Origin of the sequence: Asaia krungthepensis NRIC 0535 (assembly GCF_025995175.1) — a bacterium.
GTDB lineage: Bacteria > Pseudomonadota > Alphaproteobacteria > Acetobacterales > Acetobacteraceae > Asaia > Asaia krungthepensis.
The window spans coordinates 66,062-90,174 of record NZ_BAPV01000013.1; the positions used below are offsets into that span (position 1 = coordinate 66,062).

Consider the following 24,113-nt stretch of genomic DNA (forward strand, 5'->3'; position numbering starts at 1 on the left):
CATTTCCAATCGCCTTCGTGCCCCGCTTCACTCGCCCCAGGAAACAGCGAGGCGAGGCACAGCATGAACATCGTGATAACAGGCGCAACAGGACTGATTGGCGGGGCTGTTGCCCGTGCGCTCAAGGCACAGGGACATGGTATTCTTGCCCTGTCGCGCAGTGAGGGAGCGGCCGATAAGGCAAGGGCACAGGGTTTCGACATCCTGCCCGGAGATCTCGAGGATACAGCGTTGCTTCGCGCAGCGACGCTAGAGGCCGATGCGGTTATTCATGCTGCCTCCCCTCACGACCACAAGGCGGCGGAACTCGATCGTCGGGCGATTCATGTCCTGCTGGAGGCCCTGCGGGGCACCGGCAAGCGGCTGATCTATACCAGCGGCTGTCTGGTTTATGGCGAAACGGGAGACAGGGCCGCCACGGAAGAAACGCCGTGCAAGCCTCTGCCGATGGTGGCATGGCGCGAAATTCTCGAACGGGAAATCAGGGCAGCACAGGACGTCCATGCTGTGATCATCCGCCCCGGCTGGGTTTATGGTCATGGTGGCGGGACCGCCATGATGATGCTGGCTCAGGCGCAGAATGAAGGCGCCGCGCGCGTCATCGGCACCGGTGATAATCGCTGGAGTTGCGTTCATGCCGAAGATCTTGCCCGGCTTTATGCACTGGCCCTCACTCATGCGCCTGCCGGATCGGTTTATAACGGCGTCAATGATGGGCCTGTCAGCCTTATCGAGATTGCTCGGGCGGCAAGCCGGGCAGGGGGAGCTCAAGGGCGCGTCACGCTCTGGCCGCTTGAGGCGGCCCGTCAAACTCTGCATGGTTTTGCCGATGCGATAGCCTGCGATCAGGTTGTTTCGGGTGCGAAAGCGCAGGTAGAACTTGGCTGGCGGCCGGTCATGAGGACGATCCTGCAGGAATTCGAGATGACCGCTTGGAGCGATCGCGATGATGCATGAATGTGCGCGCGCTCTTCTCATGGTTGCCATGGCAGGTGCGGGTCTGGTCAATCTCCTGGGTCGCGACGCACTTCGCGTGCAATTTGTACAATGGGGTTATCCCGGATGGTGGTGCCGCGTGACTGGCGTGCTCGAATGGGCCTGTGTCGCACTCATGATTTTCCCGCAAACGCGGCCTGTGGGGCTGGGTCTGGCGTCCATGATCCTTCTGGCGGTTCTTGTCACGCTGCTGCGCTGGAGAGCATTTTCCCATCTGCCTGCTCCGGGCATGCTTGTGGTGCTTCTCGTCCTGGGATGGTCGTGACCTCCCGGAAGGGATAGAACCGGGCTCTTCGTCGGGCGTTTCGACACGACGTTCATTTTTCCGGAATATGAGTCCCTTGCGCCCAGTCGTTTTCGGTACGCTTTTTCTTATCGTCATCCTCAACTGGCTCTGGCCACTGCCTGTGCCGCTCGCGGCAAGGATTACGGGGGCGTTTCTGATCGTGGTGGCGGGGCTTTACCATTACTGGTGTCGCCTTTCCTCTGGCTCGGTATTTGCGCCTGAGATGCCGCGCCTCGTTGTCATTCTGTTCAATTGGGGTTTTGGGGCCCTGGGGTTCATCACGGTGATGCAGCTGGCGGTGGATATCGGTGCTGCGATCTGGGCGCTCGTGACCTGGCACCCCTTTCACATCGGCACCGAACCTCGCGTGGCTGTCGGCATAATCGCGGCACTTCTTTCTGCATGGGGAGTGGCCAATGCCTTGCGTGTGCCTCCCGTCAGGGATGTGACTCTCAGGATCGCAGCATTGCCACCCGGCTTCGAAGGCTATCGTCTGGTCCAGCTGACGGACCTGCATATCACACGCCTTTTCCCTAGACTCTGGGCCGAGAAAGTCGTGAAGAAGGCCAATGAGGCGATGGCCGATCTGGTGGTGGTGACGGGCGACTTTATCGATGGCTCGGTCGCGATGCGCCGTGACGATGTGGCACCGCTTTCGGCATTGCAGGCCCCGGATGGCGTCTGGGCTATTCCCGGCAACCACGAATATTTCTTCGATTATGGGGAATGGATCGCCCATCTCTCGAATATGGGATTCCGTTTCCTGCTCAACCGGCACGAGATCATCAGGCGTGGTGACGAGGCATTGGTGCTGGCGGGCGTGACGGATCGCTCGGCCGCCCATCATGGAGAAGAGGGACCGGACCTCGCATTGGCATTGGCAGGCCGACCTGACGATGCGCCGGTTATTCTGCTGGACCATCAACCCGCCGAGGCACGAGAGGCGGCGCGTCTGGGCGTTGCCCTTCAGCTTTCGGGCCATACCCACGGAGGCATGATTTACGGGCTCGATGCCCTGGTGGCACGTGGCAACAAGGGTTTCGTTTCGGGGCTCTACCATGTGGGCAACATGGCGCTTTATGTCAGCAACGGCACCGGCATCTGGCCCGGATTTGCTCTGCGTCTGGGACGCCCGTCAGAGATCACACGGTTCACTCTCACCGCTCGCTGAAAACATCTCCCTGTTCGCTTCTGGGGCGTGATCGGTGGGGCGGCACAGTCTGCCCGTGACACCGAGGTGGCCGCCGCTCCCTGTATCTGCGGATATTCAGGGATGGGGCGCATCGCGGGATCTCTGATATGGCTGACAATTCAGCAAGAAAAATCGACGGTATTCCATCCACGCGTGGCTTTTATCACGGTAGGGCGGTACGCGGACCGGTACTGATGCTCGCAGGAAGCTGCATGCATAGTGGTCCAAAGACCGCCTGACACGTTGATTGCTGACCGGAGATGATGTCTCGATACTCGCGATTATGGCAATCGCTCAGGCCGACAAGTCTGGCGGGGATACGCACTCGGCTGGTCTAAAGCATGTGCCCCCGTTCCACGCAGGAAACGAGGCAAGCGTCACGGCGATGATGCTGACAAATATAGACGCGTCCTCCATCGGCTGTGATGATGAGAGGATAAGTGGCGGCCTTTTTTCCATACGAGATCGGCCATAGTAACCACCGCAAAAGTATTTCGATATCGAAACAATGATTGGCACAGTTAGAGCGTTATCGGCCCTGATGATGTCCCCGGCATAGGTCGTAAGGGCCGTTCCTTTCTGAGGGCGCCTCTCGCGATCAGGCAGGATGATCGCGCCCGTATTGAGAAAGGTATCGGGTTAGTAAATCCCCGTATAGCGCACGAAACACGCTCTGACGTTTTGTCTCACGCCAGGATCGGCGAAATAAACCGGTGCCTCCCACGGCTTCGAGCCATGAGAAACCCGCAAGAGTACGCGTGTACCGGCGCAGTCCCGGCTCAGTTCCGGATTGCTACCGACATCATGAGGAAGGGCTGCCTGATGGCGGAATGTCCATGGTTGAACTGAGCAAGCCGGTCCAGCTGGGCCACAGGAAACCAGAGCCTGTCGTCAGTCGAGAGAAAGGGAGCATCGGCCCAGTGAAGGCGATGATCCGTCAACAGGGCCGTAATCTTCCCATTGCTTTCACGCCGATAGATCGTGTCATCCCCGAGCGCCAGAAAATAGAGAGTCCCCTGCTTGTCCATCAGGCTGCCGCCAATCGGGGGCAGATCGGCCCATGGCGTGACGGATGCGGCGAGAGCCTCCGGCGATAGCGTGGAGTCATCCAGCGCCCGGGTGGGTACCTGGGACCACGGCCCCTCGAGCGGTCCGAAATACAGGGTCCGGCCGTCCGGGCTGACCTCGAGCGGATCGACATTGACGCGCAAGGGAGTGCCATCAGCAATTCGCACTATTTGTCCATCCACGACGATCGGTCGATCCTTTCGTGCCATGGTGGCAGGATGGCCAGCAAGAACGCGGCGGAAGGTTCCGGACGGGATATCCAGAACGAGTATGGCACCGGTGCCCGCATCGGTCAGATAAGCATGATCTCCGTTGAAACGGATATCGTCGATATAGCTGCCATCGGGCGCCGCATCGGGGCCCATAGGATAGACATGCACGATTTTACCGTTTGCCGGGTCGATCCGCACCAGCTTGGCGCCTCCCCTGACGATCGCTCCGCCAAATTGCGGGCTTCCGGTATCTACAACCCACAAGGTGCCATCGGGTCCCAGATGAAGGGCATTCACGCTCACGAAGCGCGTTCTCGCGTCCTGCCCGGGTTTCCAGTCATTCCACTCCGGCGAGGGAAACGGCCTGAGCATCCCTTCCGGTGTGACCGTGGCGACAGAAGGGCCCGGAAAACCGGTCCAGCGCGGCCCAGCCACAAAGATATGGCCCTGCGCCAGAGCAACGGCATTCCAGTCGAGCGAAATGTTCTGGGCCTCTATATGCGCTGGTTCGGCAAAACAGGCCGGGGCGGCGACAAGAAGAAAAACGCCCATGATCGGGGCAAATTGCCGCAGCCGGGTTCGAAGAGAGAAAAGCGTCTCGACAAGGCGCATGAGGTCAGATCCCTGCAATGAAGGGGGGCCGTCTGGCGTCCGGCCCATCGACGAACGTAACGTCATCCTGCGCGCGGCGTGGCGTGTCGATGGCGAGGAAAATGACCGAGGGTCCGACAATCTGCGGCAGGGCGTGAATGGCTTTTCTTGGAAAAACCAGAAGATGACCCGGCGAAAATGCAGCCTCGGTTGCGGGATCGTCGATCCAGAACGTTCCCTCGCCGGAGAGCACATAAAGAATCTCGTCACACTGGGTGTGATAATGAGCGGGAACACCCTGATAAACGCGAAAAAGCCGGATGCTCCGTGACTCGCTATCTGTCAGATAGGTATCGAGCAGCATTGTAGCCGCTGTTTCGGGAAACTGACTGGCGATGGCGTGCAGGTCGAACCGCCCACCCTGGGGGAGATTGAAATCCTCGCTCATGCAGCTCGTCCTTCCGCCTCAAGAAGCGCGCGAAGGGCCGCCGTATCGGCCACCTGCCTGAAGGACAGAATTTTCCCCTGACCTGTTGTCCAGACATGGGCAAACGCGATGTCTCCCCTCACACCTCCCGGCGTCATGAGGTGGTAATGCCCTGTCGTCACGACCGTTTCACCCTCGGTGACACAGGTTTCGGGTACAGCGGCATAGGTGTCGAAAAGTGCCTTCACTGCTGGAAAGAAGGTTGTGGCGACGGTGTCGCGGCCGATGATGGTGCCACCCTCAGGGAAGGTATCGAGCACGGTCCAGACCACATTATCGGCCAGCAGGCTGGTATCGCCGGTTGCGTACCACTGCTGCACCAGTTTGGTTGATGCAGCGCTCATGCTGTTTCTCCGTCGGATTCGAAGCCTTCGAGGACAATCTTGCCGCGAGCACGCCCGCTTTCGATCAGGGCATGGGCGCGCCGCAGATTGGCCGCGTTGATCGGGCCGAAATGCTCGCCCAGGGTCGTGCGCAGTTGCCCGCTATCGATAAGGGCTGCGATGTCGTTCAGGATCTTTCCCTGATGGTCCATGTCGGGTGTCGTGAACATGGAGCGAGTGAACATCAGCTCCCAATGCAGTGAGAGACTCTTGCGCTTGAGTGGCATGGCGTTCAGTTCGGCCGGGTCATCGATCAGCCCGAAATGACCCTGTGGTGCCAGCAGCTCAACAATATCCTCGAGGTGCTGGGCGGTTGCCGTTGTGGAAAATACGAAACCCGGTGCACCTGTAGGCAATTCCGAAATCTGGGGCGCGAGCGGGTTGCGATGGTCGATGACATGATGCGCTCCAAGGTCGCGCACCCAACCCTGCGTTTCAGGGCGAGAGGCAGTAGCAATCACCGTTACATCGGTGAGGGCCCGTGCGAGCTGGATCGCCATTGAGCCGACACCGCCTGCTCCGCCGATAATAAGCACCGAGGGACGGGTTCCGGGTACGTCGCGTCGGATATCCAGTCGGTCAAACAGCATTTCCCAAGCGGTCAGCGCCGTCAGCGGCAGGGCCGCCGCCTGTGCCCAGTCGAGACTCTTTGGTTTGCGGCCCACGATGCGCTCATCCACCAGATGGAGTTCGGCATTGGTACCCGCACGCTGCAGGGCTCCGGCGTAAAAAACCTCATCGCCAATCGCAAAATCACGGACGTCGGGGCCTATGGCCCTGACGATGCCCGAGGCGTCCCAACCGAGCACACGGTATTCCCCGGGGGCCGGGTTCGCACTGGCGCGTATTTTGACATCGACCGGGTTCACCGAGACCGCCCGGATTTCGACAAGGATATCGCGCCCGCCCGGCACGGGGTCAGGAAGCTCGATATCCTGCAACGCCTCAACATGGTCGATCGGGTGGGGAGACTGGAAGCCAATAGCACGCATAGTTTTCGCTCCATGGTTGTATGGAGCAGAGATGAGGCTTTATACTGTATTCACGCAAGAACGCACATATACTGTTCATAGTATCGGAAATGATACCGTCATGCCCCGCATTCGCCACAAGCGCCTCGATTGCAGTCCCGGCTGCGCCGTGGAGGCAACGCTCGAACTGATTGATGGAAAATGGAAAGGTGTGATCCTGTTCCATCTCCTGCAGGGTACGCTGCGCTTCAATGCCCTGCGCAAGCTTTTGCCCAACGCCACCCAGCGCATGCTCACCATGCAGCTGCGCGAACTTGAGGAAGATGGCTTCATTCACCGGGAAATCTACCCGCAGGTGCCCCCCAAGGTGGAATACAGCCTGACGGAGCATGGCAGAACGCTTGAACCTGTCATTCTGGCCCTCAAGCGCTGGGGCGATGCGCATACCAGCTTCGGGGCATCAGGACGACAAGCGGAAGCCTCTGCAAAGCACGAGGCTGAGGCGGGAACACACTGATCTTTTTCCGGAAAGGGACAGGCTCATGGATGCGGATTTTTCCGCTCTCGTGATCGAGAGGGACGAGACGGGTCGACAGGAGATCGCCTTGAGGCAGATGGCCGAGAGCGCGCTGCCGGGGGGCGATGTCACGGTGCGAGTCGAATATTCCACCCTGAATTACAAGGATGCTCTGGCGATCACTGGGCAAGCACCCGTTATTCGCCAGTTTCCCATGATTCCCGGTATCGATTTTGCGGGGACTGTGACCCGTTGCGATGATCCCGCGCTGTCGCCCGGGGATCGCGTCATCCTCAATGGCTGGGGCCTGGGCGAGAAACACTGGGGCGGTCTGGCAGGTATGGCCCGGGTACCGGCTGCCTGGCTTGTGCCTCTGCCTGAGACCCTGTCATCCCGACAGGCCATGGCGATTGGCACGGCAGGGTATACAGCCATGCTGAGCGTGATGGCGCTCGAACGTAACGGGATTCAGCCCGAGACCGGGCCGGTCATCGTGTCGGGGGCATCGGGGGGCGTGGGCAGTCTTGCCGTGATGCTGCTCTCCCGTCTGGGCTACAGGGTCGAGGCCATGACCGGACGACCCGCGCATACCGCGTGGCTGCGGTCACTGGGGGCAACGGCGATACTGGATCGTGCCCTTTTCACTTCCCCCTGCAAACCGCTTGCGCGCGAGCAATGGGCCGGGGCTATCGATACGGCAGGGGGGCAGATCCTGGCCAATATCTGCGCAGGCATGGCAGCGCGCGGTGTGGTGACGGCTTGCGGATTGGCAGCCGGCATGGAGTTTCCTGCCACTGTCGCCCCGTTCATCCTCCGTGGTATCTCCCTTATCGGGATAGACAGTGTTTATTGTCCGCGCGCATTGCGGCTGGAGGCATGGAAGCGCCTGTCAGATCTGGTCGATCAGGGATTACTCGAGAGCCTCGTTCAGGAGATCGGGCTAAGCGATGCCCCTGCGGCAGCCCGTGACCTGCTCGAGGGGCGGTGCCGCGGGAGACTGGTTGTCGCAATCGGAGGATGAAACCGGGCGTGTGCAATCGCGAACGCTCCAGCGCTGTCTGGAGCGCGCGGTTCAGCCCGGGTTGAGCTGTGAGAATACGGCCTCATAGCGCCCGTCGCGTTCAGCATGTCGGCGGAAATCATCGCCGGGAAGCAGGATCTCGCCGGCTTCATGGTCATTCCGTTCCAGTTTCGCCATGACCTGCGCTGTGTACACAGCCAGACTCATCGCACGGGGATCGGTCAGTTGCGCTTGTCCTGTCAGTGCGGTCTGGACATAAGGGGGTGACAGTTCGAACACTTCCACAGGCCCGTCCTTGAGTTGATGACGCAGGGATTGCAGCCAGGAATGAAGAAACGCCTTCGTGGCGCAATAAGTTGGAAACGCGGCTCTCGGCACGAAAGCGAGCGCCGACCCTGTGGCCATGAACGTGGCGTTTTCCTGCTGCTGCAAGATCGGCAATAATGCGGCGGCAATGCGCAGCACCCCCATGATGTTCGTGTCGATCATGGAACATGCCTTCCCGACTTGCCATGACCCGTCTGCAAGGTTTTCAGCATGGGAGATCCCTGCATTGGCGATCACGATATTCAGCGTCGGAAAATGCGTCTTCACGATGCCGGGCAGGGCCGCGAGCGCGGCCTCGTCTGCGAGATCGAGAAGGAGAGGGACAATGCCGGGTCGTTTCCTTCCGATCTCGTCCAGCAGGGCCTGGCGACGCCCGGTGACGATCACGTTGTTGCCACGATCATGGAAAGCCTCCGCCAGGGCGCGCCCGATACCGCTCGTGCCTCCTGTGATCAGGATCGTGTTTCCGCTCATTTTCATGGTCAGGCTCCTTTCATCGGGATGCCGATCGGCCGGAAGAAGAGTATCGAGCTTGTTTCGCGGTCTGTCTGTGCATGCCGGGCACCAGACAAAGAGCTGCAATCGTCGCCAGAGCGCCGATCAGAAAAGCTGTGCCGGTGGTGAAATAGCTGATGGCTAGGCCCATGATCGGGCCGGTCACGCCTAGAGCGATATCGGCAAAGGCGATGAAATTGCCCAGGGCCCGCCCTCGTATCGATGGCGGCACAAGATTAAGAGCCAGAACACCCATGGACGGGAACACCAGCGAGAAACCGAGGCCGGTAATGGCTGCACCTGTGACAGCCATTTCAGGTCGGGACGCCGACCATAAAAGGACCTGGCCGATCGTTTCGAGAGCGAGCGACCCCAGGGCCACGCGCATTGCCCCGATTCGATCAGGCAGACCGGCAGCAAAGAGACGCACGGCGATATAGGCCACGGCAAAAGCAGCAAAACCGGCACCGGCATGCGACCAACCATGCTCGTAATAATCCAGCGTCAGAAAAGCAGAGAGCGCGGCATAGGGGATGGTGGCCAGGGCGAGTACGGCGCCGAAACGCCAGATCATGCCGAGGACCTTGTGAAAAGGTGTGCGTCCTCCCCCCGAAGGGGCGACCGGGCGCAGGGGGAGTATGCACCCTAGCACCAGGACTGGTGCAGCAGCCATGAGAAAGCCAACCAGCGTGAGGCCGCCTGATTCAAAGCCGGTGAGACCGCTCGCGGCTCCCAGACCGATAGCGGCATAGAGCGCCATACCTGTCCAGGACATGACAACTCCCGTGCGTGCTGCGCCGAGCCGGGCAATACCCCAGCTCATCAGCCCTGTCAGAAACAGGCTCTCTGCCAATCCCATCAGCAGGCGCCCAAAAATGAGCGTTTCGAGCACAACGAAGCGTCCTGGATCGAGGACACCGGCAAGCGCATAGGCCAGTCCCGATAGGGCTGCCAGCGGCAGGCCAATCAGGATGACATGACGAGGGCCACGTGAGTCGCATAATGTCCCGGCCCAATGCCGCGTGAGTAAAGTCGCGAGTGACTGAAGGCCGATAACACCGCCAATTGTTGCGGAACCGAAACCGAGTCGTTCCCTGATTTCGAGCGCCATCGGGCCCAGAGGGACGCTCACGGAAAAATAGCCAAGAAAAATGGACAGGATGAGAGGAGCAAGCCCGCGGAATGTCGAGACATTATCCGGGTTTGCGGATGCGTGTTTTGCAGATTGGGTCATATTCAACGCGCCTTGTGGGGCCGAGACATTCCCTGCTGGGATCCTCTCGACAAAGGACGCGTTGGATGACGGTAACGCCTACGGCAGTTCGTTTCAGGACGAACGCACCGAAGGATTTACGAAGCCATCCGGCGAACGTCAAGTCAGCTCATCCCGCAAGGGCCATCCGGTGCGCTTGTCCATGGCGCGGTGGGCCGGGCGATCCTGTGAGTTACCTGGCCGGGATCCATACAGGAGCAAGGGTGCCGGATTTCGGTGAACCGGGGTGATAGGGGGATGATACGTGATGTGCTTTGCCCGGCTCGCAGTATCCGGAGGGAACGCGATCATGCGAAACCGGGATGTCTCTTATCGGCTCAGGTGGATCATCAACCCGTCCTTGCCGCTTCCCAGCCCCTCGCGCAGCACTTGCTGTTCGTCGTAATCACCACCGTTTTGCGTGCGGAACGCGATGGGGATTTCGGTAAAGAAATCCTTCAAGCGAGCCTGAAATGACTCTCTGGCTTCGACCCATCGTGCGTCATCGAGCCTGTCGGCCTGGTAGAGCGCGAAAGGCGGCAGCACACTCATGCCGGGATAGAAGAGAATACCATGCTGGATCGGCCACAGGACATCGAATAGCCGCCCATTGACGCCGCGATCTGTATAGTGAGGTTCACGCCCGCCCAATGTTACTGCCAGCATTGCCCGCTTGCCCATGAGTGTGCCCTCTCCGTATCGGTCGCCCCAGCGTGCGCCGCCTTGTGCACCGACGCCGTAAGCGAAACCGCAGGCGTAAACCCTGTCGATCCATCCTTTCAGAATCGCAGGGAGCCCGAACCACCACAGCGGAAAATTGAGGATGACCCCGTCTGCCCAGAGAAGCTTCTGCTGCTCGGCCAGGATATCGGCTGCTTGTGTGCCTTCCTGATAGGCAGTTTTTGAGGCGGCAGCGTAGTGCAGCCGGTCACTATCGGAATGCGTGGTGAAATCCGCGCTGTCGGCCACCGCCTTCCAGTTCATGGCATAGAGGTCAGATACCTGAACTTCGTGTCCCTGAGCGGTGAGCGTTTCGACAGCAACATCTTTCAGGGCGCTGCTCAGCGAGCGGGGCTCGGGATGAGCATGGATGATCAAGAGACGACTCATCGTTTGGCTCTTTTCGTGTGTCAGTGAAAAACCCTGCGCAATAAGGCATTGCGCAGGGAAGAGCCTGCCACGCGATCATGCTATCGTTGAAATCGAAAGATTTTCATGCTGCTATCCATCAAATGGATATCGAACGTCTCGATCTCAATCTGCTCGCCACGCTCGACGTGTTGCTGGCAGAGCGCAACGTCACCCGCGCTGCGAGACGTCTGGCCATCAGTCAGCCCGCTCTCTCCACCAGACTGGCCCGTTTGAGGGCGGTGCTGGGTGACCCGCTTCTGCTGCCGGGGCCGCGCGGCATGATACCGACCGAGCGTGCTCTAGCCCTGCACAAGCCTCTGCGCGCCGCACTCGACGCTGTGCGCGACGTTGTGGCGGTTGCCAGTCGTTTCGACCCCATGACGGCTTCTGCGACAGTCACAATCGTCGCAAGCGACTACGTGCAATACGCCGTGCTCTTTGACTTGGTGCGCCACCTTCGCGACGTGGCACCGGGAATTCGTGTCGCCTGGCGCAGCGCCGCCCAGCGATCCGGGCTTGAGCTTTTTGAGCAAGGAGACGCAGATCTTTATCTCACTATACCGGACGATATTCCGGATGGACTCCGTCAAACACCCTTGTTCGACGAAACCTACGTGCTTATTGCGCGAGCCGGCCATCCCGAGGTGCAGGGATCACCGGGTCTCGATCTGTTCTGCCGTCTCGACCATATACTTGTCTCACCAGCGGGGGGAGGATTTGCGGGCGCAACAGATATCGCTCTTGCGGCAATGGGGCGTGAGCGACGCGTTGTCCTGTCGGTTCCCGGCTTCCTGATGGTGCCCGAGATCGTAGCTCGGTCCGATATGGTCGCGATCGTGCCGCGACGGATCGTAGCTGCAAGAAGGCTGCCGCTCGCTGTTCTTCAGCCTCCGCTTGCTGTGCCGGGTTTCACGATTGCCATGGCCTGGCACGATCGCACGGCCATGCATCCTCTTTATCGATGGATGCGTGAGACGATTGTCTCTGTTGTCCGCCGTGCCTCAGGGGATGACGGGAAACGGTTTCATGGCACGCTCTAGACCCGAAGTGCTCACGATACCACTATGGGCGGGCTCATCGTGCCGCTGATGCCAGGTCGCCCGGAGCCTGAGCTACGGGGAAATCCTCTGCTGAATTTGGCGGTGACTCTTTTCAAGGGAGTTGGCGGACGCGAGGCTGATGATAGCGTCTCAATTCCACAGGCGGGAAGCTTGCGGGATATGAACTGTGGGGGGCATTGGCCCCTGTCCCGCGGGTATGGATCATGGCAGGGAAAAGGAGGATGTCACGGACGAGTTTCGGGCATCGGTGACACGTGCTCTTTCCTGCGCGGAACGTCGGTCGGCAAGTATTAGCCAGTCGCCCAAGGCCGGGGCATTTGCGGGGATGTGACTGAGTAGGCCTGTGGTGCCGGGATGGGCGAGGCATAATCCATCGGTCGACAGGGCGATCTCGCCGCATTTGCCGATGCAAGGTTTCCTGCTCTTGACGAAGACTACTCTCCTGAATAGCTCAGGAGTGGCTCAAAATCAGTACTTCGGTAAATCAGGATTATGCTTCTAACCGGCCGCATTCCGCAGAAAACTGCGGTCAATGCCGTGGTGTCCCGTACGGGATTCGAACCCGTGTTACCGCCGTGAAAGGGCGGTGTCCTAGGCCTCTAGACGAACGGGACTGGAGGCGTGAGCGGCTGATTATCCCAGCGGGGGGTGGGGGTCAACCCCTAAATCGTGGCGGCGTCCAAAATAAAAAAGCTCAGCATATCCTGACCTTGCCACTGCTCGCAGCGCAATTGTCCGGCCACATGCAGCACCGGCATGGCACGATCTTCGAGCAGCTCCGCGTAGGGCTTGTCGGCGGCTCGGAACACGAGACCACGCAACCTGCCACCATCTTCGCCCTGCAGGATTACCCGCAATGTATTGCCGTCGCGGCCGATGCGTTCGCTTTTGACGGCGCGTACACGGCTGATCGCAATAACCGGCTCTTCGTGGCCTGCGCCGAAGGGGCCGAGCCTGCCCAGTTGCGCCGCGATCTCCGTGGTCGCGCCCCGCAACGCCAGAACGCCGTCGATGCTCAGTGCGTCATGACGGGGGCGGTGGCGCGCTTCGGCAAGCGCTTGGTCGAGATGGGCATGGAAGGCTTCGGCTTTGTCGGCAGAAAGGGAGAATCCGGCCGCCATGGCATGGCCCCCACCCGTCAGCAGCAGACCCGACTGACAGGCTGCAATCACGGCAGCTCCGATATCCAGACCTGGAACGGAGCGCGCCGATCCCTTGATCACGCCGTCCTGTAGGGCGCCAATCAGTGCGGGGCGATTGCAGCGTTCACGGACGCGACTGGCCACGATCCCCACAACACCGGGATGCCAGCTCTCGCCGTGCAGAAACAGGGCAGCATGGCCGGATTCAAGCTGAGCCTCGGCCTGATGATAGGCCTCGGTCAGAATGTCGGCTTCGACAGTCTGGCGTTGCCGGTTGATCTCATCGAGCTTCTCTGCCAGCGCGCGCGCTTCGAAAGCATCTTCGCTCAGCAGAAGTTTCACACCGAGATCGGCCTGAGCGATACGCCCGCCCGCATTGATGCGTGGGCCGATACCGAAACCGCAGGCCATGGCACTCGACGTTTCCTTCACTCCCGCCACCGAGGCGAGGGTGGAAAGTCCCAGACGCTCGCCGCGTCCCATGACACGCAGGCCCTGGGTGACGAAAGCGCGGTTCAGGTCGCGCAGGGGCATCACATCGCAGATAGTCGCGAGCGCGACCAGATCGAGCTTGCGCAGAAGGGCAGGTTCTTCATGGACTTCGAACCAGCCGGACAGGCGCAGGGCACGACATGTGGCAATCAGGGCAAGGAAGGCAACACTCGTGGCACAGAGATGACCCAGCCCGGATTCGCAATCCACCCTGTTCGGGTTGACCACCATGCAACCGGGCAGAATGGCCCCGTCCGGCTTGTGATGATCGAGAACGATGATATCGCCGGAGGTGCGCAGAGTGTCGAGCAACGAGACCGCTGCCGTGCCGCAATCCACACAGATCAGCAGTGTTGCTCCCCTGGCGCGTAGTCCCTCTAGGGCCGTTGCGTTCGGGCCATATCCTTCTTTCTGGCGGTCCGGGATATGGAAATGGACCGCGCAACCGAGTTCGCGCAGGGTTTCGGTCAGGAGCGTGGTGCCACAGGCGCCATCCACATCGTAATCGCCGAAAACACCGATCGTTTCACCCGAGCGGACCGCCTGGGCCAGACGGGCTGCGGCTTCGTCCATGCCGCGCAGGCAGGAGGGATCGGGCAGCCAGTCACGCAGTTTAGGGTCGAGGAAAGCTGCAACCTGGGAGGGATCTATTCCTCTGCCATGCAGAATGCGTGCGAGGAGCTCGGGAATGCCAGCACGTTGTGCCATGGCAAGGGCAACGCGGCCATCGCCGGCCGCCAGTTTCTCGTCGCGCCAGATCCAGGAGCGCCCGCTGCCGCTTGAATGGACGGACAGGACCGGCTCTGGCGGAACAAGGAACGAGGGAGCGTCAGACATACGCTCCCTTATAGGATGGGATCAGTGACCTGCCCATGTCTTGGTGGAGAAATCGTGACGTCCCTCAATGAAGCGCACTGTCGCTGATTTGGAGCGCATCACGATGGAATGGGTGCGCGCAATCGTCGGACCATAGAAGCGAACACCGCGAAGAAGTGTTCCTGTGGTCACGCCCGTGGCCGAGAACAGCACATCGCCGCGCGCCATGTCATGCAGGCCGAGCTTGCGGGTAGGGTCCTTGCCGGGATCCATGGAGCGGGCGCGCTCGACCTGACTTTCATCCTCGAACATCAGGCGGCCCTGCATCTGTCCTCCAACGCAGCGTACGGCTGCAGCGGCGAGAACGCCTTCAGGGGCGCCACCCGAGCCTGCGTAGATATCCACGCGGCTCTCATCCATGCAGGCCGCGATGGCGGCAGCAACGTCACCATCAGTCAGGAGCATGACGCGGGCACCAGCTTCACGGGCGCGAGCGATCATCTCCTCATGGCGTTCGCGATCGAGGGCACACATGGTGATGGAGGAGATATCCTTGCCCTTGGCCTTGGCGAGGTCACGCAGCGTGGTCTCGATGGGGGCGTCGATGTCGATCAGATCATCCGGCAGATTGGGGCCAACCACCAGCTTCTGCATGTAGATGTCGGGGGCATGAAGGAAATTGCCGCTCTCGGCCAGGGCCACCATGGTCATGGCATTGGGCATGTCCTTGGCGCAAAGATTGGTGCCTTCCAGCGGATCGACGGCGATATCCATCTTGGGGCCACCGGCACCCACCGTCTCGCCGATATAGAGCATCGGCGCTTCATCCATTTCGCCTTCGCCGATCACGACCGTTCCCTCGATCGCGACCGTGTCGAACGCGGCCCTCATGGCCTGAACGGCTGCACCGTCAGCCTCGTTCTTTTCCCCACGGCCTGTCCAGGCCGATGACGAGATGGCCGCAGCTTCTGTCACGCGAACGAGTTCGAGCGCGAGGTTGCGATCCGTCACTTTATACTTAGGAGAGAAAGGCATCCGGTATATCCTATCTGTACTCTATCCAGCTGAGCCGGAATTGCGACACGCCCTGTTATGCCGGGATGTGCCGCCTTTGCCACATCACACAGTCTCGATTTTCATGAGCAGCGGTGTGCCGACGACAGTTTCCAGGGGCCCGAGGGCCGTCAGGACGGAAAGCATGGCCGCCTCACTGGTTTCATGTGTGACAAGCGCGAGTGGAACAACCGTCTGTGAACCGGCGTGCTGCGCGGCTTCCTCGGCGGCATGCTGGGAGAGGGCGCGCAGCGAGACACCGTAATCACGCAGGGCGGCCGTGATGTCGGCCACAACGCCCGGACGATCCTGCACAAACAGGCGCAGATAATACTGTCCGCTCAGGCTCTTACGCGGCGCACAGGCAATTTCCGGCTTCGGGTCCATGCCCCAGACGGGCAGGGCCGTTCCACGGGCAAGGTCGATCACATCAGCCACCACGGCGCTGGCAGTCGGGCCTGCACCGGCGCCCCGTCCCTCGATCAGCATCGGGCCGCTGAAGGCGCCTTCGGTCAGAACGGCGTTGAATACACCATCTACATTCGCGATGGGCGCTGACTGCGGAACCATGCAGGGGCGCATCGAGGCCTCGATTGTGCCTTTGCCGTCACTGCGGGCACTGCCCAGAAGCTTGATGCGATAGCCCATCTCGCGCGCAAATGCCTGGTCGCAGGCGGCGATATTTCGGATTCCCTCGACATGCAGCGAATCGAAGCGCACAGGCTGACCGAAGGCGAGTCCGGCCAGGATGGCGAGCTTGTGGGCGGCATCCCAGCCATCCACATCGGTAGAAGGATCGGCTTCGGCATAGCCGAGGGCCTGGGCCTCGGCGAGAATATCGCCGAAGTCGCGACCCGTCTCGCGCATGGCGGTCAGGATGTAGTTGCAGGTGCCGTTCAGGATGCCGCCCACACGCAGGAGATGATCGGCAGCCAGACCCTCGCGCACCAGCTTGATGGCCGGGATACCGCCAGCCACCGAGGCCTCGAAAAGCAGCGAGGTGTCGTTTTCGCGTGCAAGGCGTGCCAGCGAGGCCCCGTGAATGGCCAGCAGGGCCTTGTTGGCCGTGACGACCGGCTTGCCCGCCTTCAGTGCGGCTTCTACAAGCGCGCGCGCCGAGCCCTCGGCGCCGCCAATCAGCTCGAGCACCACATCGACCCTGGGGTCGGCGGCAAGAGCGATGGCGTCGTCGTGCCAGGTCAGGCCGGTGAGATCGACACCGCGATCACGGGTGCGGTCGCGCGCCGAGACGGCGACCACCTCGATGGTGCGTCCGGCACGGGCAGTAATGGCCTGGGCGTTCTCACGCAGAAGGCGCACCACGCCAGCCCCGACCGTGCCAAGACCAGCAATACCAAGATGAAGTGTTTGACCGTTCACGAAACTGCCTCTGCCTGTTTGACGCCGTGTTTGTTAAGGAAGGTCTTGATGGCACGCGTCGCCTGACGCAGGCGCTGCGTGTTCTCGACAAGACCGATACGGACGAAGCCCTCGCCATATTCACCAAAGCCAAGCCCCGGTGCCACGGCCACCCCGGCTTCCTTGAGCAGGAGCTTGCTGAAATCGACGCTGCCCATCTCGGCAAAGCGCTCGGGAATGGGCGCCCAGGCAAACATCGAGCCCTGCGGCGAGGGGACATCCCAGCCAGCGGCATGAAGCCCACGGATCAACACGTCACGCCGCTCGCGATACATGTCGCGGATTTCCGTCACGCAATCCTGCGGGCCGCTCAGGGCCGCGACAGCCGCCACCTGAATGGGGGTGAAGGCGCCGTAATCGAGATAGGACTTGATGCGCGTGAGGGCCTGGATCAGATGCGGGTTGCCTGCGGCAAAGCCCATGCGCCAGCCTGCCATGGAATAGGTTTTCGAGAGCGAGGTGAACTCGACCGCGATGTCCTTGGCGCCGGGCACCTGCAGGATGGACGGCGGCGGTTCGTCGCCGAAATAGATTTCGCAATAGGCCAGGTCGGACAGGATCCAGATCTGCTCGCGACGGGCGAAAGCCACCAGGTCCTTGTAGAAATCGAGCGAGGCCGTGAATGCCGTCGGGTTGGAGGGGAAGTTCACGATCAGCGCGGTAGGCTTGGGCACGGAATGGCGCACAGCGCGCTCGAGCGCGCGTAGCATGTCTTCATCCGGTGTGGCCGGAATGGAACGCACCGAAGCACCAGCGATGATGAAGCCGAACTGATGAATGGGGTAGGACGGATTCGGCACCAGAATCGTGTCGCCGGGGCTGGTAATGGCCGAGGAGAGATTGGCCAGACCTTCCTTGGAGCCAAGGGTCGCGATGACTTCGGTCTCAGGGTTCAGGTCCACACCGAAGCGGCGTTCGTAATACCCGGCCAGTGCCCGACGCAGCCCGGGAATGCCGCGGCTGACCGAGTAGCGATGGCTGCGCGGATCGGCCACGGTCTCGACCAGCTTCCTGACGATATGGGGTGGCGTGGGGCTATCGGGATTGCCCATGCCCAGATCGATGATGTCTTCACCATGCGCTCGGGCCGCGGCCTTGGCCTTGTTCACTTCGGCGAAGACATAGGGCGGCAGGCGACGGATGCGGTGAAACTCTTCGGTCATTTTTTCGGCTCGGGGGCACAGGGTTGAAATAAAATTACCGGAGTCAGGGCGACTCCGACAATCTTCACTAACCTGATTTCCGGACCGGGTGAACCGCCCTCAATAGGGCGAGCGGTCAATTCTCGCGCCGCGACCCAGAGCGCCCGCGCTGATCCGGATGTCCGAGGCGGCCACGCCGTGAAGGATCAGGGTCTGCGCCAATGAACGTGCCCGCAGGAGGCCGAGCCTGATTCCGAGCACCTGTTCCGAGGGGCGGAAGGAGGTGATTTCCCCGAACCCCTTCACATAAACGATGTCATGAGGTCCCCGTCCGCTCAGCGCCTTGCCAATCGCTCCGTCCTGCCCACGCGCCATCTGGTCTGAGGCCTGATTGAACCGGATCAGTGTTCCATGTGGCTCGGTCAGATCATAGGCTGGTGGGATGATATCGGGCAGCGCGGCATCACGAGGGATGTCGAACCCCGGAAACCGCGGAGCAACAGGCGGCAGATCGCCGATCTGGGGCAGTTCGCCCGGCTTGATCGGCGGGGGCGCAAAGCGTGTCACCTCAGGCAAGGGAGCCTCGGGTGCCTCATCCGTGCGGGGTGTAGTCGCTTTCGGGGGGGCGGGCTGAGCCTGCTTGCCGGGCATGGGCGCTGGACCGGGCGCCGGGTTTGCTGGCGGCGTCTGGCCGGGGGCGACGACGCTCATTGATGAGCCGCTTTCCGTACTGGCCGGTCGCGGTTTGGGCGGCGGCGGGGGCGCTGCAATGGTGAGGGGACCATCGGCCACGGCCAGATGCTGGCTCAGATTGCGTTGCAGCGTGAGCTTGTCGGTCAGCGCCTGACGAGCGGAAGGGCTCGGTAGTTCGACCGTTGTGGTGGGTGTCAGGCCCACGCGCGGGTAATTGCCATGGGCACCCGGTGCAGGGGGGCGTTGCTTCGCAATTTCACCGCCCTGGTACTGATGATACCAGTTATCCACGGTGTCGACGGCATCCCGGTGCCCGCAGGCGCTCAGCGACACCATGAGTGATACCATGCCCGTCACCACAAGGCTCCTGCGCGGCCAGCCTGTTTTCGCCCCCCCAGTGTTCACCATATCTTCCGATTGACCCTTGCGTTTCTTGTCCGGTTTCATCCTGAAGATGTCACCCTAGCTGCTCAGGCCCATTGTGGCGAGATGCTTGATCTGGCGCAAAAATCGGGGTGCCCCTTGTGAGGGCCGCCCATCAAGCGCAACATAGATGGCATGAACAGGCTGCACGGACATAGGAACACCCGCATGCGTGGCACGACACCCCAGGATATCTCGCGTATCGCCCCACGTCTCGACGATGAAGAGCCCGATCCCCAGGCGCCCGACGCGCCCGAGCCCAAGGAAGCGGCCGAGAAGCCCCCGGGTGGCGAGATCGAAGGCAAGCTGTTCGAACAGCGCAAGGTGCTGATCTTCGGTGGCATCAATGACAAGGTGGCCCGCGATGTCACCGGTCGTCTGCTTGCTCTGGCAGGCGCTTCGGACAAGCCCATCGATGTGTATGTCAACTCGCCGGGCGGCCATGTCGAGAGCGGTGACACCATTCACGACATGATCCGCTTCGTGGACTCCATCGCCCCCGTGAACATGATCGGTACGGGCTGGGTCGCCTCAGCCGGGGCCCTCATCTTTGCCGCAGGCCGTCCCGAACGCCGCCTGTGCCTGCCGAACACGCGCTTCCTGCTGCATCAGCCGATGGGCGGTGTGCGCGGTCCGGCCACCGATATCGATATTGAAGCTCGCGAGATCATCAAGATGCGCGAGCGTCTCAATCGCCTCTTTGCCCGTGAAACCGGACAGTCCTACGAGAAGATCGCCAAGGATACGGACCGCAATCACTGGATGTCGGCAGAGGAAGCCATCGCCTATGGCCTCGTCTCGCGCGTCATCAGCAAAATGAGCGACATCAAGGAATAAGAAGAGGAATTCTCTCTCATGTCACGTCTTGAACAACTCTACAGCCATCTTCCGGATGCGCCGTCAGACAAGACTCTTGCCAAGGCCGATTTCGAAGCCCGTCACTGGAGCAGCGCCATTCCCGGCCCGCTCAAGCCGGGCACCGAAGAACACAAGCGCGCCGTGGCCGACATGTTCAGGGAGACCTTCAACCCCTATAAACCCTCGGTCATCAAGTGGCCCGAGCTCGATCCGCAGACCCTTCATCGCATCACATCGCTGCCGATCTGGGATATCGCGGTGCAGACCGAGGGCAAGGCGCGCCTGCGCATGGCCGCCTATGCGGACATGATCGACGACCCGGACATGAAAGACGCCCTGCGTCGCAATGCCTGGGAGGAGAACCGGCACAAGGAGGTGCTCTCCAAGCTTGTCGAGGCTTATAACATCCCGATGGCCCCCGAGTCGCCCTATATCGAGCCCAAGGATACCGAGTGGGCTTATCTTGTGACCGGGTTCTCGGAATGCGTGGACAGCTTCTTTGCTTTCGGTCTGTTCGCTCTTGCCGAACGCGCCGGGCTCTTCCCCATGGAGCTGATCGAGACGTTTGAGCCCGTGATGCAGGAAGAATGTCGTCATATCCTGCTTTTTGCGAACTGGCTGGCCTGGCATCGCGCCACCATGCCGTGGTGGAAGCGCCCCGTCTTCGAGGCGCGCGTTCTGGGTGTCTGGGCATTCCTCGCCTATGAGCGCATGGATCTGGCGCGCTCCATCGACTCCGAAGGCAATGAGCACACGCAGGACAACAACTTTACCGTGACCGGCGCCAAGGACATGACGGACATCGATATCAAGGTGCCCGAGCTGATGCAGCTCTGCCTCGATGAAAATGACCGTCGTTTCTCGGGCTATGATCATCGCCTGCTGCGCCCCACCACGACGCCGAACCTCGTCAAGACCGGGCTGTTTGCTTATCGTCTGTGGGAGAAGGCCTCGGGAGCGATGCGGGCAAGGCTTGGACAGACGAAGCAGCATGCCCCTGCATGAGTGTGATCGAGCCGGGGTCTGAAGCCCACAAGCATTATTTCTGTCAGCAGTTTATCGACACGCATCAGGTTTTCGATCCGGAAACCCTGCCATGGCCCGAACTGACAGATGAGGAACTCGCCCGGCTTCGCGCTGTCCCGTTCTGGCAGGAAGTGTATCATACCGAACGCCGGGCCGGGGCTATCGTCGATGCCTTCACCCCCCAGATCATCGATCCGGAGGTGAAGGAGGCGGTGCGCCTTCAGGGGTATGAAGAAGCACGTCATGCCGATCTGATCCGCGTCATGATCGAGCGTTACGGTCTGGATGCCCAAAAGCAGCCTCTCGAGAAGTTTCCGGTTGATCTGGAAAAGGCCTTCATCGATTTCGGTTTTGGTGAATGTCTCGACGCTTTCCTCGGCTTCGGCGCATTCAAGAGCGCGCGTCAGTCGCAATTCCTGCCCGAAAAGATGTTCGAGATTTTCGACATCCTCATGTTCGAAGAAACGCGCCATATCGTTTTCTTCATTAACTACATGGCATGGCGCGAGAAGCGTCGTGGCCTCGGGCGGGCACGGCGATCTGTCAAATCGCTGCGGTTTTATATTCGCGCGTTGAGCCGTCTGCTCGGCATGGTGAAGCGCGGCCAAGAGCCCAATGACGGGCGCGATTTTGCTGTCACGCAGACTAATCTGTTTCTCGATGGGTTCTCGTTTCGCGGGTTTGTCGAGGATTGTTATCGCGAGAACGCCCGCCGCATGTCAGCCTTCGATCCCGGTCTGATGCAGCCCCGTCTCCTGCCCGGTATCGCCGATCTGGCTCTCCGGGGCCTGCGTCTTTGGGACAAGGGACGGCGGGTGCGATAAGTTATTGCTGGTGGTCATTGCGTGATGGGAGATCAAAAGCTAACCCGTTCTAAATGAAATCCAGTAAAAACAAGGCGGCCTATCTTATTATACTTTATGAGAAACTCAACGTTCATTTCTGATTTGACTAATTTGATATCAAATACTACGTGGGTTATGGTGCGCCTGCGCCAGTTCCAGACAGTCTTACGAAATAAGCTGGTAGCGCCCGCATTACTGGTTACTGAAAAGTGGAGTCTACCTAAACCACGTATCTCGGAAAAAGAAAATCGGCATCTATAGCAACCGGGCTCGAGATCTATATACGGACCGTAGGCGAGTAATCCATTTCTGTTCGTGTTCTCGATCTTGCCGTTTAAAAGACGCGAATCTCGCAGAAGGAAATCGAGCGGTCTATAGGAGATCTCCTGGAAGGTCTGATTTTTCTTTTCGGGGGAGATTGATGAATTGATAATATGTTCGTAATCGGTTCCGCGATGAGTACAGAGCATTTTCCAGGCATAGCTACTAATGCATTTCGATATATTATTTTGGTCTGAAATATCACTCTGATATTTAGGAAAGTACAGATCAACTGTTTCTGCGTCGCAAACAATAAAATTATCGCAAAGCACGTCTAAACTACACGTAATACTTCTCAAATCATTGTGATATTCTAGCATTATATCATCAAATTTCTTAGAGAAGCAGGAAAAAGAGATGTATTGTTCAACTGCTAAGCGAGTTAGGAATCTGCGTTCATGGCTATTTGAATGAGGCGCATGGGCGTGTCGAATATAATGTACGGAATCAGCTAAGCTGTATTGCGGAATGTCCCATATTTGCGCCACATCCTCACGTAACCCGAAATGGAACCAATCGCTATAATGAAACGGCATTCTCTCCCTAGAATACGGATTAAGTGTATAAATTGAAGGTATCATAACCCGCTTCTCAAATGCGGCGCGCTCTAGGCGTGGAAATGCTGAATTCTGTTCGTATTCTTCGAGAAATGTCTTTGAAAGTAAAAGACAATCATTTCTAATTCTTAATACGTATTCTCTACTGGCTAGAGAGATACCGCGCTGTGCAGATGATATCTGATAATTTACATTGTTGGAGGCTTTTTTATCACTTTTGATTTGAGGCAGGTAACTTGAGATCTCGAGAAGTGCAAACTTGTTGCAGACACCGTTGAGTGTAGAGACAGCTCGAATGGTTGTAGAATTAGAAAATCCAGAGTCGAGATCGCAATACAGGTTATCTGAGTTGTTGTATAAATTTGAGATATCTGTGGACGAAATCGAAAGTATGATTTCGCACTCAGGAAATAACTGACGCCAGTGAACGCAATGCGAGGCAATCTGCTCCGCATTTCCGTGATTCAAAGGGCCTTGTACGATGATGCTTATATCTGAATGTAGCATGTTGTTTTCTAGAAAAGCTCCCGGCGTTCGTTACTTATGCAACGCTAAATGATGATTTTGATATGTAGATAACAAAAACATTAATACTATCGGTGAAAACATCTATTATTATGATATTTTTTTGCTCCTCATAAGAAATCAAACAGTCTATTGTATTTGCTTCGATATCGTATTCCGGAGCAATCGCAAACAAGCGGTATATATGGTCTGAGCCAACTTAGGATAAGGGTGAGGATAAGGAAATGCTAGGCTGCGTTGACAAAAGACCGGAGCCATAGCCTGACGGTGGCGAGATTGAGGAAGCTCTCGAAAGACAGAATGCTCTTGTCGTAGCGGATGGCGATCCGGCGTTGCTGCTTGAGCTTGCCAAACATACGTTCGATGCGGTTTCGGTCCTGATAGCGGCGATAGTCGGGATGCTCTGGAGCTTTACGGTTCGAGCGTGGCGGGATGATCGGTAGGATGCCCCGCATCAGCAGGTACTGGCGGAAACCGTCACCATCGTATCCTTTGTCTGCCAGCAATGCCCTCGGCGTAGCGGCTGGGATCGCGATGAGCGGCTCGGCGCTAGTATAGTCCGATGCCTCACCACCGGTCAGGATGAAACCAAGAGGGCGTCCCTGATTGTCTGCCCGGGCGTGGATCTTGCTTGTAAAACCGCCGCGTGATCGACCAGGAGCGTTCGTACGAGCCCCCCTTTTCCGCCCGCAGTCGAGACATGGCCGCGAATGCTGGTGCTATCGGTCATGTGCTGCCAGTCATCGGTGAGGCCCAGATCGACCAGCGTCTGCAGCATCGCGTCCCATACGCCCTGTTCAGCCCAGCGGCG

At 59.4% G+C, this 24,113-nt stretch carries 24 protein-coding genes and 1 tRNA gene; 9 read left to right on the top strand and 16 right to left on the bottom strand.

The annotated features are described in order from the left end of the window. The first annotated feature begins 63 nt into the window (after positions 1-63). The 3 genes from AA0535_RS09030 (at position 64) to AA0535_RS09040 (ending at position 2,453) form a co-directional block, all read left to right on the top strand. On the top strand, positions 64-957 hold the full coding sequence (locus AA0535_RS09030; protein ID WP_264815662.1) for an NAD-dependent epimerase/dehydratase family protein: 894 nt from the start codon (positions 64-66) through the stop codon (positions 955-957). After that, positions 947-1,261 (top strand): DoxX family protein, encoded by a 315-nt coding sequence (locus tag AA0535_RS09035; protein ID WP_264815663.1) that lies wholly within the window; start codon positions 947-949, stop codon positions 1,259-1,261. The genes AA0535_RS09030 and AA0535_RS09035 overlap by 11 nt, the downstream gene beginning before the upstream one ends. A gap of 76 nt (positions 1,262-1,337) precedes the next feature. Next, positions 1,338-2,453, top strand: a complete 1,116-nt coding sequence (locus tag AA0535_RS09040) for a metallophosphoesterase (protein ID WP_264815664.1) — start codon at positions 1,338-1,340, stop codon at positions 2,451-2,453. Between the two features lie 800 nt (positions 2,454-3,253). On the opposite strand, the gene AA0535_RS09045 is transcribed toward AA0535_RS09040, so the two are convergent. Genes AA0535_RS09045 through AA0535_RS09060 form a run of 4 tightly spaced genes read right to left on the bottom strand, consistent with a single transcriptional unit; the run spans position 3,254 to position 6,207 of the window. Then, positions 3,254-4,366: a major royal jelly family protein gene (locus tag AA0535_RS09045; protein ID WP_264815665.1), complete on the bottom strand. Its 1,113-nt coding sequence runs from the start codon at positions 4,364-4,366 to the stop codon at positions 3,254-3,256. A gap of 4 nt (positions 4,367-4,370) precedes the next feature. Next, complete coding sequence (locus AA0535_RS09050; RefSeq protein WP_264815666.1) at positions 4,371-4,793, bottom strand: cupin domain-containing protein; 423 nt, start codon at positions 4,791-4,793, stop codon at positions 4,371-4,373. Then, positions 4,790-5,176 (bottom strand): nuclear transport factor 2 family protein, encoded by a 387-nt coding sequence (locus tag AA0535_RS09055; protein ID WP_264815667.1) that lies wholly within the window; start codon positions 5,174-5,176, stop codon positions 4,790-4,792. The genes AA0535_RS09050 and AA0535_RS09055 overlap by 4 nt, the downstream gene beginning before the upstream one ends. Then, positions 5,173-6,207, bottom strand: a complete 1,035-nt coding sequence (locus AA0535_RS09060; protein ID WP_264815669.1) for a zinc-binding alcohol dehydrogenase family protein — start codon at positions 6,205-6,207, stop codon at positions 5,173-5,175. The genes AA0535_RS09055 and AA0535_RS09060 overlap by 4 nt, the downstream gene beginning before the upstream one ends. A 100-nt stretch (positions 6,208-6,307) precedes the next feature. Between AA0535_RS09060 and AA0535_RS09065 the strand changes: the two genes are divergently transcribed. Together AA0535_RS09065 and acuI are read left to right on the top strand one after the other, a co-directional pair. Next, on the top strand, positions 6,308-6,703 hold the full coding sequence (locus tag AA0535_RS09065; RefSeq protein ID WP_264815670.1) for a winged helix-turn-helix transcriptional regulator: 396 nt from the start codon (positions 6,308-6,310) through the stop codon (positions 6,701-6,703). 25 nt (positions 6,704-6,728) lie between these two features. Next, positions 6,729-7,724 carry an acrylyl-CoA reductase (NADPH) gene (acuI, locus tag AA0535_RS09070; RefSeq protein ID WP_264815671.1) on the top strand — a complete coding sequence of 332 codons (996 nt, stop codon included), beginning with the start codon at positions 6,729-6,731 and terminating at the stop codon, positions 7,722-7,724. Between the two features lie 51 nt (positions 7,725-7,775). Here acuI and AA0535_RS09075 read toward each other — a convergent pair whose 3' ends face one another. The 3 genes from AA0535_RS09075 to AA0535_RS09085 all read right to left on the bottom strand — a co-directional run bounded on the left by AA0535_RS09075 (position 7,776) and on the right by AA0535_RS09085 (position 10,908). Continuing rightward, the gene (locus AA0535_RS09075) at positions 7,776-8,531 is read right to left on the bottom strand and encodes an SDR family oxidoreductase (RefSeq protein ID WP_264815672.1); all 756 of its coding nucleotides are present in this window, start codon (positions 8,529-8,531) and stop codon (positions 7,776-7,778) included. Between the two features lie 13 nt (positions 8,532-8,544). After that, positions 8,545-9,780 carry an MFS transporter gene (locus AA0535_RS09080; RefSeq protein WP_264815673.1) on the bottom strand — a complete coding sequence of 412 codons (1,236 nt, stop codon included), beginning with the start codon at positions 9,778-9,780 and terminating at the stop codon, positions 8,545-8,547. Between the two features lie 348 nt (positions 9,781-10,128). Next, a complete protein-coding gene (locus AA0535_RS09085; protein WP_264815674.1) occupies positions 10,129-10,908 on the bottom strand; it encodes an NAD(P)H-dependent oxidoreductase in 780 nt (259 codons plus the stop codon). Between the two features lie 122 nt (positions 10,909-11,030). Between AA0535_RS09085 and AA0535_RS09090 the strand changes: the two genes are divergently transcribed. Further along, entirely contained in the window at positions 11,031-11,969 is a 939-nt protein-coding gene (locus AA0535_RS09090; RefSeq protein ID WP_264815675.1) for a LysR family transcriptional regulator, read from the top strand. 559 nt (positions 11,970-12,528) lie between these two features. On the opposite strand, the gene AA0535_RS09095 is transcribed toward AA0535_RS09090, so the two are convergent. The 6 genes from AA0535_RS09095 to AA0535_RS09120 form a co-directional block, all read right to left on the bottom strand. Further along, a tRNA-Glu gene (locus AA0535_RS09095) sits at positions 12,529-12,604 on the bottom strand. 48 nt (positions 12,605-12,652) lie between these two features. After that, a complete protein-coding gene (gene recJ / locus AA0535_RS09100; RefSeq protein WP_264815676.1) occupies positions 12,653-14,461 on the bottom strand; it encodes a single-stranded-DNA-specific exonuclease RecJ in 1,809 nt (602 codons plus the stop codon). A gap of 21 nt (positions 14,462-14,482) precedes the next feature. After that, the gene (gene glpX / locus AA0535_RS09105; protein ID WP_264815677.1) at positions 14,483-15,475 is read right to left on the bottom strand and encodes a class II fructose-bisphosphatase; all 993 of its coding nucleotides are present in this window, start codon (positions 15,473-15,475) and stop codon (positions 14,483-14,485) included. A gap of 84 nt (positions 15,476-15,559) precedes the next feature. Continuing rightward, positions 15,560-16,873, bottom strand: a complete 1,314-nt coding sequence (locus AA0535_RS09110) for a homoserine dehydrogenase (protein ID WP_264815678.1) — start codon at positions 16,871-16,873, stop codon at positions 15,560-15,562. Further along, on the bottom strand, positions 16,870-18,075 hold the full coding sequence (locus AA0535_RS09115; RefSeq protein ID WP_264815679.1) for an LL-diaminopimelate aminotransferase: 1,206 nt from the start codon (positions 18,073-18,075) through the stop codon (positions 16,870-16,872). The genes AA0535_RS09110 and AA0535_RS09115 overlap by 4 nt, the downstream gene beginning before the upstream one ends. Before the next feature lie 99 nt (positions 18,076-18,174). Further along, positions 18,175-19,104 carry a hypothetical protein gene (locus AA0535_RS09120; RefSeq protein ID WP_264815680.1) on the bottom strand — a complete coding sequence of 310 codons (930 nt, stop codon included), beginning with the start codon at positions 19,102-19,104 and terminating at the stop codon, positions 18,175-18,177. Positions 19,105-19,338: 234 nt separating this feature from the next. Between AA0535_RS09120 and AA0535_RS09125 the strand changes: the two genes are divergently transcribed. From AA0535_RS09125 to AA0535_RS09135, 3 genes are read left to right on the top strand one after another with little or no spacing between them, the layout of a single operon-like run. Next, entirely contained in the window at positions 19,339-20,007 is a 669-nt protein-coding gene (locus AA0535_RS09125; RefSeq protein ID WP_127103501.1) for an ATP-dependent Clp protease proteolytic subunit, read from the top strand. Positions 20,008-20,025: 18 nt separating this feature from the next. Further along, complete coding sequence (locus tag AA0535_RS09130) at positions 20,026-21,033, top strand: ferritin family protein (RefSeq protein WP_264815681.1); 1,008 nt, start codon at positions 20,026-20,028, stop codon at positions 21,031-21,033. After that, positions 21,030-21,878, top strand: a complete 849-nt coding sequence (locus AA0535_RS09135) for a hypothetical protein (protein WP_264815683.1) — start codon at positions 21,030-21,032, stop codon at positions 21,876-21,878. The genes AA0535_RS09130 and AA0535_RS09135 overlap by 4 nt, the downstream gene beginning before the upstream one ends. 32 nt (positions 21,879-21,910) lie before the next feature. Here AA0535_RS09135 and AA0535_RS09140 read toward each other — a convergent pair whose 3' ends face one another. The 3 genes from AA0535_RS09140 to AA0535_RS09150 all read right to left on the bottom strand — a co-directional run. Further along, positions 21,911-23,284, bottom strand: coding sequence for a WavE lipopolysaccharide synthesis family protein (locus AA0535_RS09140; RefSeq protein ID WP_264815684.1), 1,374 nt, complete (start codon positions 23,282-23,284; stop codon positions 21,911-21,913). 245 nt (positions 23,285-23,529) lie between these two features. Next, on the bottom strand, positions 23,530-23,928 hold the full coding sequence (locus AA0535_RS09145; protein WP_264815687.1) for an IS5 family transposase: 399 nt from the start codon (positions 23,926-23,928) through the stop codon (positions 23,530-23,532). After that, on the bottom strand, positions 23,880-24,113 hold a 234-nt coding region (locus tag AA0535_RS09150), incomplete at its 5' end, for a hypothetical protein (RefSeq protein ID WP_264815685.1). The genes AA0535_RS09150 and AA0535_RS09145, both read right to left, overlap by 49 nt.

Excerpts from the sequence above, each read along its gene's own strand:
- AA0535_RS09030 (WP_264815662.1), top strand. The coding sequence starts at position 64 with ATGAACATCGTGATAACAGGCGCAACAGGACTGATTGGCGGGGCTGTT.
- AA0535_RS09035 (WP_264815663.1), top strand. The coding sequence starts at position 947 with ATGATGCATGAATGTGCGCGCGCTCTTCTCATGGTTGCCATGGCAGGT.
- AA0535_RS09045 (WP_264815665.1), bottom strand. The coding sequence starts at position 4,366 with ATGCGCCTTGTCGAGACGCTTTTCTCTCTTCGAACCCGGCTGCGGCAA.
- AA0535_RS09050 (WP_264815666.1), bottom strand. The coding sequence starts at position 4,793 with ATGAGCGAGGATTTCAATCTCCCCCAGGGTGGGCGGTTCGACCTGCAC.
- AA0535_RS09055 (WP_264815667.1), bottom strand. The coding sequence starts at position 5,176 with ATGAGCGCTGCATCAACCAAACTGGTGCAGCAGTGGTACGCAACCGGC.
- AA0535_RS09060 (WP_264815669.1), bottom strand. The coding sequence starts at position 6,207 with ATGCGTGCTATTGGCTTCCAGTCTCCCCACCCGATCGACCATGTTGAG.
- AA0535_RS09065 (WP_264815670.1), top strand. The coding sequence starts at position 6,308 with ATGCCCCGCATTCGCCACAAGCGCCTCGATTGCAGTCCCGGCTGCGCC.
- acuI (WP_264815671.1), top strand. The coding sequence starts at position 6,729 with ATGGATGCGGATTTTTCCGCTCTCGTGATCGAGAGGGACGAGACGGGT.
- AA0535_RS09075 (WP_264815672.1), bottom strand. The coding sequence starts at position 8,531 with ATGAAAATGAGCGGAAACACGATCCTGATCACAGGAGGCACGAGCGGT.
- AA0535_RS09080 (WP_264815673.1), bottom strand. The coding sequence starts at position 9,780 with ATGACCCAATCTGCAAAACACGCATCCGCAAACCCGGATAATGTCTCG.
- AA0535_RS09085 (WP_264815674.1), bottom strand. The coding sequence starts at position 10,908 with ATGAGTCGTCTCTTGATCATCCATGCTCATCCCGAGCCCCGCTCGCTG.
- AA0535_RS09090 (WP_264815675.1), top strand. The coding sequence starts at position 11,031 with ATGGATATCGAACGTCTCGATCTCAATCTGCTCGCCACGCTCGACGTG.
- recJ (WP_264815676.1), bottom strand. The coding sequence starts at position 14,461 with ATGTCTGACGCTCCCTCGTTCCTTGTTCCGCCAGAGCCGGTCCTGTCC.
- glpX (WP_264815677.1), bottom strand. The coding sequence starts at position 15,475 with ATGCCTTTCTCTCCTAAGTATAAAGTGACGGATCGCAACCTCGCGCTC.
- AA0535_RS09115 (WP_264815679.1), bottom strand. The coding sequence starts at position 18,075 with ATGACCGAAGAGTTTCACCGCATCCGTCGCCTGCCGCCCTATGTCTTC.
- AA0535_RS09125 (WP_127103501.1), top strand. The coding sequence starts at position 19,339 with ATGCGTGGCACGACACCCCAGGATATCTCGCGTATCGCCCCACGTCTC.
- AA0535_RS09130 (WP_264815681.1), top strand. The coding sequence starts at position 20,026 with ATGTCACGTCTTGAACAACTCTACAGCCATCTTCCGGATGCGCCGTCA.
- AA0535_RS09135 (WP_264815683.1), top strand. The coding sequence starts at position 21,030 with ATGAGTGTGATCGAGCCGGGGTCTGAAGCCCACAAGCATTATTTCTGT.
- AA0535_RS09140 (WP_264815684.1), bottom strand. The coding sequence starts at position 23,284 with ATGCTACATTCAGATATAAGCATCATCGTACAAGGCCCTTTGAATCAC.